This window comes from Actinacidiphila yanglinensis (genome assembly GCF_900107965.1).
Taxonomy (GTDB): domain Bacteria; phylum Actinomycetota; class Actinomycetes; order Streptomycetales; family Streptomycetaceae; genus Actinacidiphila; species Actinacidiphila yanglinensis.
The window spans coordinates 213,117-225,619 of record NZ_FNVU01000001.1 but is presented as its reverse complement, the minus strand read 5'-3'; the positions used below and the strand labels follow the sequence as shown (position 1 = coordinate 225,619).

Annotated in this window: 13 protein-coding genes; 4 read left to right on the top strand and 9 right to left on the bottom strand. The window is 71.8% G+C overall.

Features of this window, described 5'->3' with window-relative positions; translation table 11 throughout:
- The first annotated feature begins 173 nt into the window (after window positions 1–173).
- Window positions 174–977, top strand: coding sequence for an MBL fold metallo-hydrolase (locus C4U44_RS01025; protein WP_103883627.1), 804 nt, complete (start codon window positions 174–176; stop codon window positions 975–977).
- Between the two features lie 402 nt (window positions 978–1,379).
- On the opposite strand, the gene C4U44_RS01020 is transcribed toward C4U44_RS01025, so the two are convergent.
- Window positions 1,380–3,368, bottom strand: coding sequence for a protein kinase domain-containing protein (locus C4U44_RS01020; protein WP_103883626.1), 1,989 nt, complete (start codon window positions 3,366–3,368; stop codon window positions 1,380–1,382).
- Between the two features lie 248 nt (window positions 3,369–3,616).
- On the opposite strand from C4U44_RS01020, the gene C4U44_RS01015 reads away from it, so the two are divergent.
- From C4U44_RS01015 to C4U44_RS01005, 3 genes are all read left to right on the top strand, one after another.
- The gene (locus C4U44_RS01015; protein ID WP_235031715.1) at window positions 3,617–4,549 is read left to right on the top strand and encodes a Ppx/GppA phosphatase family protein; all 933 of its coding nucleotides are present in this window, start codon (window positions 3,617–3,619) and stop codon (window positions 4,547–4,549) included.
- Window positions 4,550–4,699: 150 nt separating this feature from the next.
- A complete protein-coding gene (locus tag C4U44_RS01010) occupies window positions 4,700–5,209 on the top strand; it encodes a DinB family protein (protein ID WP_200823100.1) in 510 nt (169 codons plus the stop codon).
- Between the two features lie 96 nt (window positions 5,210–5,305).
- Window positions 5,306–5,842 carry a DinB family protein gene (locus tag C4U44_RS01005; protein ID WP_103883624.1) on the top strand — a complete coding sequence of 179 codons (537 nt, stop codon included), beginning with the start codon at window positions 5,306–5,308 and terminating at the stop codon, window positions 5,840–5,842.
- A gap of 28 nt (window positions 5,843–5,870) precedes the next feature.
- On the opposite strand, the gene C4U44_RS01000 is transcribed toward C4U44_RS01005, so the two are convergent.
- The 8 genes from C4U44_RS01000 to C4U44_RS00965 form a co-directional block, all read right to left on the bottom strand.
- On the bottom strand, window positions 5,871–6,425 hold the full coding sequence (locus C4U44_RS01000; RefSeq protein WP_103883623.1) for an AAA family ATPase: 555 nt from the start codon (window positions 6,423–6,425) through the stop codon (window positions 5,871–5,873).
- Window positions 6,426–6,486: 61 nt separating this feature from the next.
- Window positions 6,487–6,786, bottom strand: coding sequence for a DUF6510 family protein (locus C4U44_RS00995; protein ID WP_103883622.1), 300 nt, complete (start codon window positions 6,784–6,786; stop codon window positions 6,487–6,489).
- Window position 6,787: 1 nt separating this feature from the next.
- A complete protein-coding gene (locus C4U44_RS00990; RefSeq protein WP_103883621.1) occupies window positions 6,788–7,543 on the bottom strand; it encodes a ferredoxin reductase in 756 nt (251 codons plus the stop codon).
- Window positions 7,513–8,112 carry a molybdopterin-dependent oxidoreductase gene (locus tag C4U44_RS00985; protein ID WP_103883620.1) on the bottom strand — a complete coding sequence of 200 codons (600 nt, stop codon included), beginning with the start codon at window positions 8,110–8,112 and terminating at the stop codon, window positions 7,513–7,515. Before C4U44_RS00985 ends, C4U44_RS00990 begins: the two co-directional genes overlap by 31 nt.
- Window positions 8,113–8,301: 189 nt before the next feature.
- Window positions 8,302–9,015, bottom strand: coding sequence for a G1 family glutamic endopeptidase (locus C4U44_RS00980; RefSeq protein WP_103883619.1), 714 nt, complete (start codon window positions 9,013–9,015; stop codon window positions 8,302–8,304).
- A 301-nt stretch (window positions 9,016–9,316) separates the two neighbouring features.
- Entirely contained in the window at window positions 9,317–10,060 is a 744-nt protein-coding gene (locus tag C4U44_RS00975) for a maleylpyruvate isomerase family mycothiol-dependent enzyme (RefSeq protein WP_103883618.1), read from the bottom strand.
- A gap of 293 nt (window positions 10,061–10,353) precedes the next feature.
- Window positions 10,354–10,533, bottom strand: a complete 180-nt coding sequence (locus C4U44_RS00970) for a hypothetical protein (RefSeq protein WP_103883617.1) — start codon at window positions 10,531–10,533, stop codon at window positions 10,354–10,356.
- A gap of 328 nt (window positions 10,534–10,861) precedes the next feature.
- Complete coding sequence (locus C4U44_RS00965) at window positions 10,862–12,364, bottom strand: DEAD/DEAH box helicase (protein ID WP_103883616.1); 1,503 nt, start codon at window positions 12,362–12,364, stop codon at window positions 10,862–10,864.
- Window positions 12,365–12,503: the final 139 nt, after the last annotated feature.

The following is a 12,503-nucleotide window of genomic DNA, read 5'->3' as shown; positions in this document are numbered from 1 at the left end:
AAGGTGCTGGTCAAGCCGATGCACGGACCGGAGCGGCAGCGACCGTACGCCGACGGTCGGCGGCCCGCATGCGACCGGAAAGCCCGCTGCCTATCGTGGGTCGGGGCGGGGTGACCCCGAGGACGGAACTCGGCCGGCCCGGTGGCGGGCCCGCGCCGAGGGGCGGGAGTGCGATGACCGAGCAGGAACTGGCCCGCAGGGAACGGCACGCGATGGTGCTCGGCGGACCGACGACCGTACTCGACTACGGCGGGCTGCGGATCGTCTCGGACCCGACGTTCGACCCGCCGGGCCCGCACGACTACCTGACCAGGACCGCCGGGCCCGCGCTGCCGGCCGACCGGCTCGGCGCGGTGGACCTGGTCCTGGTCAGCCATGACGACCACCCCGACAACCTCGACACCGCCGGTCGCGCCTTCGCGCTCGCCGCGCCCGCGATCGTCACCTGCCCCGGCGCGGCGGGCCGGCTCGGGCCGACCGCGCTCGGCCTGGCGCCGTGGCAGTCGTCGAGCGTGCCGCGGCCCGACGGCAGCCCGGTGACGGTGACGGCGGTGCCGGCCGTACACGGCCCCGAGGACGGCGAGCGGACGCCGGACGGCTTCGTGAACTGCGAGGTGACGGGCTTCGTGCTGTCCGGCCAGGGCCTGCCCACGGTGTACGTCAGCGGCGACAACGCCTCGGTCGCCACCGTCGCGGAGATCGGCCGCCGGATCCCGGGGATCGACGTGGCCGTGCTGCACATGGGCGCGGCCCACGTGCCGAGCAAGTTCGGGGATCGCCCGCTGAGCCTGGACAGCGTCCGCGCGGCCGCCGCGGCCGCGGTGCTCGGCTCCGCCCTCGTCCTCGCCACCCACTACGACGGCTGGGACCACTTCGCGGAGGGCCGCGAGCCGATCGAGCAAGCCTTCGACGCGGCCGGCCTCGCCCCCCTCCTCCACGCCCCCGCCCACGGCACCTGGGTCGCCCTCACCCCCTGACACCTGCGCGCCTCCGAGCCTGCGCGCCTGCGCGCCTGCGCCGACCAGGTGAGAAGGTGCGGCCCGCCCCCTCAACACCGCCTCCACTTCCTTCCTCCCCGCCCCTCTGAGCGCGCTCATCACCTCGGGCTGAACGCTGTTGAGTGCGGCCCACACCTCCCCCAGGGACTCCCCCGCGGTCTCGACGAGGACGATGTCCTCATCCTCCGACGAGGCGACCCTGCCCAGCGCGTCGGCCACGAACGGAAACGGATACAGGCCCGGATGTGTCGCGGCGTCGTCCCGCTCGTCCGCCCGCTCGTCCCGGTCCCCCAGGATCTCCACGAGTATCCGCGCCCGCTCCTCGCGCTCCATCACGTCCCCCTGCCGTGTCGGCATTCCGCCGCCGGGAGTCGCTCGGTCCTAGCCGGCGTAGCTCCACAGCTGGGCCGAGCCCGCGGTGCACCCCGTCACCTTCGCGGAGCTGCCCGGGACCACCTCCACGCACTGGGAGTACGTCGTGCTCTCCAGAGTGCTGCCCGCGGACTTCGCGCTGCCGATCCGCCAGTACTGGCCGGAGTTCGAGCCGCACTTGTCCATGTTGATCCAGCCGCTCGACATGAAGGCGGTCATGCAGCTGCCGCTGCCCTTGTTGATCACCTTGAACGTGCCGTTCGGTCCGGGCGAGAAGGTCCACTCGGCGTAAGAGCCGTTCGTCGAGGAGCAGGAACTGCCCACCGCGTACGCGCTGGGGCTGCCGCTGCTGGTGTCGTGTTCGAGGCACTTGCCGTCGGACGCGTCCTTGATGCGGTACGTCCCCGAGGAACCGATCTTCGTGCCGCCGCTCCCCCCACCGGAACCGCCGGATCCCCCGGAGGACGAACCGCCCGAGGACGAGGACGACCCCCCGGACGTGCTCCCGCTCCCCCCGCCCGAACCGCTCGACCCGCCGGAGCCCCCCGAACCGCCCGAACCGCCCGAACCGCCGGAGGAGGAACCGCCGCTCCCGCTCCCGGACTTCTTCTCGTCCGAACCGGACTTGCCGCCCTTGCCGGAGGAGTGGCGCGCCGAGGCGGACGTCGAGGCCGAGTGACCCGAGGCCGCCGGCGTCACCGACCCGTCCGCGGACGGCGAGGCGGTCAGCGAGACCGAGGGAGTGTCCGACGCCTTCCCGTCGGTGTCCGAGTGCGTGTACGGCAGCAGGCCGACGAGGGTGATCCCGCCCGCCGCCACCACGATCGGCACGATGATCGGCAGCCTGAGAAAGCGCCGCGCACCCTCCCGGGGCTTGCGCCCGCTCTTCGCGGACGTGCCGCCCGCCGCCGCGGCTTCTGCGGGAGACGGCCCCACGGCCGTACCCCCCGCTCCAGCCACCGCTCCGACCGCCGCGCCCTCGCCCCCGCCCGCCGCGGCAGGCGGAGCAGCCTTCAACGCCATGGTCGCGGTGTCGGGTCGGAACCCCGCGGGCACCTCCGCGGCGAACGCGGCACGTCGCTCCAGCGGTTCGCCGACGGCCGCCGGCCAGACCATGGCAGCGGGCACGGGGGCTTCCGCGCAGCGTGCGAGCAGGTCGGCCGCACTGGGCCTGGTCGAAGGGGACTTGTCGAGGCAGTCCGCGATGATGGCGGCCAGTTCCGGGTCGATCCCGTCCAGCGCCGCGAAGTCGGGCTCGCTGTGCACGATGCGGTAGAGCACTTCGAGGCCGGCGCCCTTGCCGAAGGGGGACTCGCCGGTCGCCGCGAAGAAGAGCAGGCTGCCCAGCGCGAACACGTCGGCCGCGCCAGTCAACTCACCCTTGGAAGCAGCCTGTTCGGGCGACATGTACTCCGGGGTGCCCACCACCATGCCGGTCTTGGTGAGCCGGCTCTGGTCGGCGGCCCGCGCGATGCCGAAGTCGATGAGGGCGAGCCCGTCGCGCGTGATCATCACGTTGGAGGGCTTGACGTCCCGGTGCAGCATGTCCAGGGCGTGCAACGCCGCGAGCCGGACCGTCAGTTCGCGCAGCAGGTACCACAACGCCTCGCTGGGGAGCGGCCCTTCGTGCAGGTCCACCGCCTCGGCCAGGGTGAGCCCGGGGATGTACTCGGTGGCGAACCAGGGCGGGTTCTCGTTACGGCCGGTCTCCAGCAGCGGGACGCTCACACCTGCGGGGAGCCGGGCCAGGTTGTCGAGTTCGTGGTTGAAGTGCCGCAGGAAGGAGGGGTCCTGGGCAAGCGCCGGCAGGACCCGCTTGACCGCCGCGTAGCGTCCCTCCGCGACCCCGAGGTACACCCGGCCCATCCCGCCCACGCCGAGCAGTCCGACGAGCGGGTACGGTCCGATCTGCCGCGGGTCGTCCGCTGCGAGCGGCGTCGCCCCGCTCCCGGCGAGATCGACGTGACCGGTCCCGTCCTGCCCCCCGTGCGCAACCATACGGGCACGCTATCCGAGGCGTCCCGGGCCCATCCAACCCGAAGGTGCCCCCCGAACGGACTTGTTACGACACCCGCACACACTCCGACGGACCGGTGACCGTACGGACGCCGTGAGAACCGTCACCAACTGACGGAGTGGAGGGCGGGGTAGGTGTACAAAGGGGGGTTGGCCAATTCGGTCCGGGCTTTCGGGATGCGGGGGTGGGTGTGCGGCAGGCGGGCGTTCTTGATGTGGGGTGCCACAGCGTGCTGCTGGCATCGGCACGGCGGGCGGGGGACGCGGGGCTGGAGCCCATGGTCTCGCGCAAGGTGCGGCTGCGGCTGAACCACGCCCTCGCCGTGGACGGGCGGCTGCGCGAGGCGGGGATGAGGAGCGTGGAGCGGGCGGTGGCCGAAGCGGTCGCCTCGGATCCGCGGCTGCGCTCGGGGAAGGTGTTCGCCTTCGCGACCTCGGTCATCCGCGACGCGCCCAACCGGGACGAGGTCATCGAGCGGGTCGCGCGGGCCACGGGAGTCCACCTCCAGGTGCTGCCCGGCGAGGAGGAGGCCAGGCTCGCGTACGTGGCGGCCCGCCACTGGGAGGCGTACCGCCGGCCGCACCGCGTGCCGGGTGACTTGCTGGTGCTGGACATCGGGGGCGGCACCCTGGAGATCGCGGCCGGATCCGGCGACGACCCGCGCGCGGTGCTGTCGCTGCCGCTGGGCGCGCGGCGCGTCACGCGCGAGGTGCTGCCCGGAGGTGTGGCCTCCTCCCCCAAGGAGCTGGCCCGGGCCCGGAGGTACGTACGCCGCGTGCTGCGCGCGGTCCCCGACCTGCCCCAGGCCGTCCCGGGCGGCCGCGTCCTGGCGAGTTCGAAGACGTTCACCCAACTCGCCCATCTGACCGCCGCGTTGCAGCACACCCGGCGCGCCCCCGGGGTCACGCAGTTGCTGACCGCGACAGCGCTGCGGGACGCGCTCCCGGTCCTGGCCGACCTGGGCGTCGCCGACCGCGGCAAGCTGCCCGGGATCTCGGCGCACCGGGCCGAACAGAGCCTGGCCGGAGCGATCGTGGCCGTGGAGCTGATGGAGGCCTGCGGCGCGCGGGCCGCGACGATCTGCCCCTGGTCCACCCGCGAGGGCCTGCTGCTGGAAGCCCTCGGCGCGACCGCCCCGCGCCACCCCGCCCAAGCCGCCTGACGTCACGCCGGACAGCGCTGTCGTACCCCCGGTGTAGCGTCGCGGAGGACGAACGCGCGGATGCCTCGCGGAAGCAGAGAGCGGACGCGCCTGGTGGCAGACGCAGATGGGGGACACCGTGAAACGCCTCGTCGCACCGCGCGTCGCTCGGTGAACGCCGAACTCGACGCCCTGAAGGGCGCCTTGGACAGCCAGCGCAAGCATGTCCTCGGGATCCTCGACGGGCTCTCGGAGGAGGACCTGCGCCGGCCGGTGCTGCCCAGCGGCTGGAGCTGCCTGGCTTTGCTGCGCCACCTCACCCTTGATGTCGAACTCTTCTGGTTCGCCGGGGTGATCGCGGGCGCGCCCGATGTGGCGGGGCAGCTCACGGCGGGCTCGGAGGCGCACTGGTCCGTACCCGAGGGGATGAGCGCCCCGGCGGTCCTCGCCGGCTACCGGGCGGCCGTCGCACGCGCGGACGCCGTCCTCGCCACCGCCGCGCCTGAACAGGAGCCCGCCGTATGGCCCGTTGAGCTCTGGCCGACCTGGCGACTGCCCGACGTACGCCACATCCTGATCCACGTGCTCACCGAAGTCGCCTGCCACAGCGGTCACTTGGACGCGGCACGCGAACTGATCGACGGCACCACCTGGCTCGGCGGCAGCCCCTACGCCGGGTGACGCGGTGACCGTACGGGTTCTCCGGGGTTGTGCTCGGACAGCGGCGTGACTCGCATCGATACGACCAGGCTTGATGACCGGTCAGGAGACCTCAGCATGAGCGACATCGTGGTCCAGAGGATCGTCCGGCCCGAGCGCGCGGTATCAGGCCCGTGGCTCCAGGTGATCGCCTCGAACCTCGACTACCACCGCGCAACCTTCCTGTGGAAGTGCGAGGGCCTCTCGGACGCACAACTGCGGCTGCGGCCCCTGCGCTCGTCGGCGTTGACCCTGCTGGGGCTCATGCGCCACCTGCAGGGCGTCGAGCGGGCCTGGTTCCAGCGGACGTTGGCCGGCACGACGCCTCACTTCTTCCCCTACCGGACCTCCGTCACCGCCGACGGTGGCGAGTGGTACGACGAGTCGGACGCCACGCCGGCCGGGGACGTTTATCAGGACTACCTGAAGGCGTGCGACGAGTCACGGCAGGTGTTCGCGAAGGTGACCTCCGACCCCGCGCGCATCGTGCCGAACCCGGAATTCGGTGCCACCGACGTGCGGTTCGTCCTCGAGCACGTGATCGAGGAGTACGCCCGCCACGTCGGGCATGCGGACCTCCTCCGGGAGGCCATCGACGGCGCCACCGGCGAGTAGCCGACCGCCGCACAGGATCACGTACGGTTCAGGATCCATGAGCGGCGCCCGGCTCCGCCCAACCCGTGGCCGCCAGCACCTCGCGTGCGATGTCCACCACCGGCCGCCCGTCCGTCGCCACCCGCACGGCTTGCGCGGAGACCCGCTCGTCCAGGATCCGCGCCTTGCGGACGCTCCCTTCCCACTCCCGCTCCAACTCCGAGCCGAGTTCCCGGCCCACCAGGCGCTCGCGGGTGGTGGCGTCCGACGCGGTGAGCAGCACCCGTACGATCCGCACGCCGGGACCCATGGCACGCTCGAACATCCCCGTCGCCTCGGGCAGCACGCTCGCGGTGTTGGTACAGATCAGCCGGCGGTAGCCGCGCCGTGCGTAGTTCGCCCACACGGCCGTCAGGTTGCTCTCGGTGATCCCCGACCGGTCAGGGTCCCCGGTCGGCGCGGGATGGACCTGGCCCATGAAGTCACCCTCGATGACGGCATGCGAGACAGCCGCGGCACGGAGTCGAGCCGAAACCTCCCACCCGACCGACGTCTTGCCGACACCGGCCCGTCCCCCGATGAGCAGTACCTCCACGTGATCCATGGGATCAGGCTGGCAGTCCGTGAGCGTCTCACGCGATCCGATATCGCCCCGTCCCCCCGGTTCAGACCTCGGGGAGGGCGATCCGCAGGCTCAGGGTGCCGTGGAGGTCGAGCCATGCCTCGGTGGGGCTTCGGACCAGCCGCATCATGACCTGCCCGCAATCGGGGCAGCGTGCCACCAGGCCCGGAGCGTGGCCGTACAGGCGCAGCCGCGCGAGCGGGCCGTTCCTGCGGCACCCCGCGCACGTGCCCACGGCAGCCGTCACGTCCACGGCGAAGACCTCGGCGAGCGGCCCGGCCAGGGCGTTGCCGTCCTGGTAGTCGTCCGGTGCGGGCGACGCCGGAGAAGAAGGAGCGTTCATGTCAGCTTCCTGTCGGGCCGAAGCGTTCGGTGAGGATGCGTTCAGCCGGGTGCCCGAGTTCGACGAACAGGTCGGCGGCGTGCTCGACGAACGCGGTGGGGCCGCAGATGTAGACCGTCGGCTCGAGCTCCGGCGGCCAGCCCCACTCGGTGGCGTCCCTGGCCCCGAGCCGCCCGGGGGAACGGCGGAAGCCCTCGGGCGCGGTGCGGGTGTAGAGGTAGGTGACGTCCAAGCCCGGGTCGCCGCGCTCCAGTTCGGAACGGTAGAGCCGGTCGTCCGGTGTCCGCACGGAGTAGAGGAGACGGAAGGGGACGCGGCTTCCCGCCGCGCGCCGGGCGCGGATCATCGCCATCAGCGGGACGAGCCCGGAACCACCGGCCACCAGGACCACCGGCTCGGTCCGCTCGGTTCGCCAGACGAAGTAGCCGCCCACCGGCCCGCGCAGCTCGATCACGTCGCCGCCGGCGAGCTCCTCGACGAGGTACGGGGAGACCTCACCGTCGGTCACGCGCTGCACGGTCAGCTCGACGGTCTCACCGTCGGCGGCGGAGGCGATCGAGTAGCTGCGCTGGGTGCTGTAGCCGTCCTCCGCCGTCAGCCGCACGTCCACATGCTGCCCGGCCAGATGTCCCGGCCACCCCGGCACCTCGAAGGACAGGGTGGACGCACTCCCACTCTCCGCACGCCGTTCCACGAGCTTCGAAACCCGCCAGCGCAGCCGTTGGCCTAGTCGCCCTGGTACCGCTGCTCTCGCCATGGGTCTCCGTAGTTGTTGTAGCCGGCGGTCTCCCAGAACCCCGGCTCGTCGTCCAGCAGGAGGTCGATGCCCTCCACCCACTTCGCGGACTTCCACAGGTACAGGTGCGGTACGAGCAGCCGGGCCGGACCGCCGTGCTGCGGCGCGAGCTCCTCGCCCTCGTACTCGAAGGCGATCCACGCCTTGCCGTCGAGCAGGTCCTCCAGCGGCAGGTTCGTGGTGTAGCCGCCCCTGGAGCGCACGAGCGCGAACTCCGCCGCGGACTCCACGTCCGCCAGCAGCAGGTCGAGGGAGACGCCGCGCCAGCGGGTGCCGAACTTCGACCACTTGGTCACGCAGTGCAGATCGACGACCGGCTGCTCGGACGGAAGAGCGGTCATCTCCCGCCACGACCACGCGTGCGCGGCGCCGGCCTCGGTGGTGACGGTGAAGGTCCAGGAGTCCAGGTCGATCCGCGGAGTCGGGCCGGCGGACAGCACCGGGAAGTCGCGGGTCTCGTACTGGCCGGGCGGCAGCTTGTCACCGCCGGCACGCCGCCTGCCGTGAAATCCCCGGGAGATGACAGCCATGTGGGATCCCGCCTTCTGCGGTCGTGGCTCCGCGCGCCAGGACCGGGTGTCGAGCCGTCCCACCATTGTTCACCCGTGCCCGCCGGCCTACCGGCCGACTCTCGCCGGCGCACTCCTGGTTCACCGGTTTGGCAGAGTGGGGCGAGCGCGCGTGCGCTGGGGCGGGTGAGCGCCCCAGCGCCGGTGCGGCTACTCCCGCAGGTACGTCTCGCTGAAGCTGGTGCCGCTGGAGCCGAGCGCGCCGGTCCGGGCCTCGTAGGCGCCGTTCGACGGGTCGAGCGCGACCGGACCGAAGGATCCGAGGGAGCTTCCGTTGACGGTGGCCGAGGTGAAATTGAGGGTGCCGAAGTTCGGGTAGGCCCCGGTCGGCGACTCGATGATGACCTCGGCGCTGGCCCGTTGGGCGGAGAGCGACTTGTTCGTGGTGTAGGTCCAGCCGCGCGTGGAGTCGGTCAGCTTCAGGGTGTACGTGCTGCCGCCGGCGTTGGTCACCGAGGCGGCTATGTGGTCACCCGCCGAGACCGGGTACGAACTGCGGCTCAGGTAGACCGGGTTCGCCGGGTACATCTCGTACCAGGCCTGGTGCACGGCGCTGCCGCTGGAGCAGTCGGTCGCCACCCCGGTCTGCTCCACGGTGGACGAGCCGTACCCGTCGATGCCGACCCAGGGGGCGTAGAGGTCGTTGGTGGAGTTGCAGGTCGCGTTCGCTTCGGTCCAGGAGGCCGAGACCGAGGTGAAGCCGCTGCCCGTGGCGGCGTACCCGCCCCAGTTGTAGCCGTTGATGTTGTAATGCAGGGGGCGGAAGGACAGTCCTGGTGCGGCCGCCGCGGTGGCCGGTACTGCGGGAGCGGCAAGGGTGGCCACTGCCGCAATCGTGGCGACGCGTGTCAGGAATCTGCGCATGCTGGCTCCTTCGTGGGGGGTGCAGGATGCTCGAACCGCCGGCCCTTGACCGTGTGCGGGACGTGGGGCGGCAATACAGAGTCATCGACAGTCATGAACCTGTCAATACGGCCTTTGCGGGCCGCTGCAACCGCCGAGCAGGACGCCAACTCGGCTTCGTCTCCCGGATCATGGGATCGTCCAGCGCAAATCGGGAGGACGTCGGGCGGTTCGGCCGGACACGATGCCACCGTGGTCGATCCCGTTCGAAGCGCGGGCGCGGTACCTGACGTGGATGGTGAGTGCGGAGTGGGTGGGGGCGTCAGGAGATGGCGGAGGTCTCCCGCCACAGCGCGGCGAGGGCGGCGTCGCCGGTGAGGGTCGCGGCGTCGAGGGGCAGTCGGTTCCACAGCACCAGGTAGAGGTCCTGTGCCGGCCCGGTCAGCTCGCAGTCGGCCGGGCCGTCCGTGGATCGCTCGGTACGTGGCGCTGCGCCGGCCGAGAGCCGTACGGTCCATGCCGCGTCCGCGTCGGTCGGCCTCACGCGCAGGGCGCGCGGCTGTTCGGCGCGCACCCGGCTGCCCGAGCGGGCGTGGAATCCGGTCAGCAACTCGTCGATGCCGTCGGCGGCGAACGCCGGGTCCAGGCTCGTGAGCTTCCCGCCGCGCGCGGACTCGGCGTCCACCCGGTGCACCGCCGTCTCGTGCGCCTGCCGCCGGGCCCAGAACGCCAGCGGCGACGGCGCGGGCAGAAAGGTCCAGCAGTCCGTCTCGTGCCCGGCCGCCCGCAGCGTACGGACCAGGCCGCCGTGCCCGTCCCGGAACCAGGGCAGCAGCGCGGCGCCGGTCGGCCCCTCGGGCATCGGATCCTCCGGTACGGGCCCGGGCAGCCGCTCGGCCACGATGCGGGCCGCCCAGCGGTGAAAGGTGCCGGTGTGCCGGACCAGGTCGCCGGTCGACCAGCCGGGACAGGTCGGGACGGGGGCGTGCTCGCCCGCCTCCGCGGCGGCGTCCGCGAGGAGTTCGCCCTCCCGCTGCAGGTGGGCGATGGAGTCGATCGTGCGCATGCTGCGGATTCTGCCCTGTCAGCGCTCCGGCGTCACCCGCCGCACGCGCAGGAACACTGAAACGCCGAAGGACAGTTGGGACGGCTTGAACTCACTCTCCGGGGAGCACAGGAGAGGCGGCCGCACCCGCTGAACAGAGCGGACCCCCAGCTCAAAGGGAGGGAGCGGCAGACGAGTCGGGCGGTACGCCGGGGACACTCCATGGCCTCACCTGGCCGACGTCCGGCCTGCGAAGACCCGAACGCCGCCGACTTGCGATGCACATTCCGTGCACACGCGCGAAATCCGTGTGCTCAGGCATCTGCCGTCCGCCTCTTCCGCTCGATCGCGGGGACCAGCGCCGCACCTGGCATCCCGGCGGGTGCCGGGATGCCGTACAGCTCGTCGAAGGACGCGGGAGCGTTCTCGGCCACGGCCATGGCGCGGCACAGTCCGTTCGCGTTGATCGGTGTCCAGAACCGCGTCAGGGTCACCAGTTCCGCGTACCGCTCGGGGATGGGCGGGAGGCCATGCCGTTCGCGCCTTCGGGCAGCTGCCGACGGCAACGGGGCGCGCGCCATCGTTCGAGGTGTGAGCGGTACTCGCCGGCCACGAACGCACCCACGGCCAGCGGAGCCTTGCTCGCGTCGCTCTTGAGGGCGGCGCCCCGGCAGTGTGCGGCGGTGCCAGCGCGTACCCGCGTGCGTAGCTGCTTATTCACTCCGACGCTCTCCCAGAGGGCCGGGCTGTTTTTGAAGCCGCTACCGAGAAGGCGACATCTACGGCATCGAACCGGCGAAGGGGTCCGCCGCTTTCGAGGTTTCAGGCTGCCGCGTTGAGGGAGGGCATTCGGACGGTCCTGCGTCGGGCTGCCATGGCGGGGCCGCGCCGACCGCGGGAGGCCGGACCGCGCTTGCGGCGCTCGGCTGGGGGCGCGGTGATCGTGACGGGAACACCTGAGGGTGCCTGAGCACCGGTGATCCGGCTGAGTGCCTCCTCGCCGGAGCGGACCTGCGTGGTCTGGGCGACGACGCCGGCGGCTGTCAAGAGACGGGCCATGGCGCGGCGCTGGTTGGGGGTGACCAGGGTGACAACGCTGCCGGACTCGCCGGCCCGCGCGGTGCGGCCGCCACGGTGGAGGTAGTCCTTGTGGTCGGTGGGCGGGTCGACGTTGACGACGAGATCGAGGTCGTCGACGTGGATGCCGCGCGCGGCGACGTTCGTGGCCACGAGAACGGTGACGTGTCCAGTTTTGAACTGCGCCAGGGTGCGGGTGCGTTGCGGTTGCGACTTCCCGCCGTGCAGGGCGGCAGCTCTCACCCCGCTGTTCAGCAGGTTCTGCGTCAGCAGGTCGACGGCGTGCTTGGTGTCCAGGAACATGATCACCCGACCGTTGCGCGCCGCGATCTCGGTGGTCGTACGGTGCTTGTCGGTTCCGTGGACGTGCAGGACGTGGTGTTCCATCGTCGTGACCGCGCCTGCGGACGGGTCGACGGAGTGAACGACCGGGTCGGTGAGGTAGCGGCGGACCAGGAGGTCGACGTTGCGGTCGAGGGTCGCGGAGAAGAGCATCCGCTGGCCCTCGGGCCGGACCTGGTCCAGGAGTGCGGTGACCTGGGGCATGAAGCCCATGTCGGCCATCTGGTCGGCCTCGTCCAGTACGGTGATCGCGACCTGGTCGAGGCGGCAGTCACCCCGGTCGATGAGGTCCTTGAGGCGGCCCGGCGTCGCGACGACGACTTCCGTGCCACCGCGCAGCGCACTGCTCTGCCTGCCGATCGGCATTCCACCGACGACGGCGGCCAGGCGCAGCCTCACCGACCGGGCGTAGGGGGTGAGCGCGTCCGTCACCTGCTGTGCCAGTTCACGTGTCGGCACGAGGATCAGGGCCAGCGGCTGACGGGGCTCGGCGCGCTGCCCGGCGGTACGGGCCAGCAGGGCCAGACCGAAGGCGAGGGTCTTGCCGGAGCCGGTGCGCCCCCGGCCGAGGACGTCCCGGCCCGCGAGGGTGTTCGGCAGGGTCGCGCCCTGGATCGGGAACGGGACACTCACACCTTGTACGGCGAGCGCGGCCAACAGCGGCGCGGGCATGTCCAGCGCGGCGAACGTCTCGACAGCGGGCAGCGCCGGCGTAGTCGTCCTCGGCGGGGCGAATTCACCCGAGACCGCTGCGGGCCGCCGCCCGCCCGGACGGCTCGGCCTGGTGGAACGGCTCGGGACAGGCGAGCCGAAGCGTCGGCCCCGCCCGGATCCGGCACCGGGGCCGAAAGCGGGCTCGGCGGCGCGGCTGCGTGAGGTGCGGCTGTTCGTACGCGTGGAGTTCAAATGAAATCCTTCCTTGATACGGCACGGCACGCATCAAGGAATTATCGCAGCGAAAGAACGCGGCAATGAATCGCAGAAACGGGCCGAATTGAATGCAGGAGCGGATCCGGCGGCGCCGGATGAGGCACCGAGACGGAAC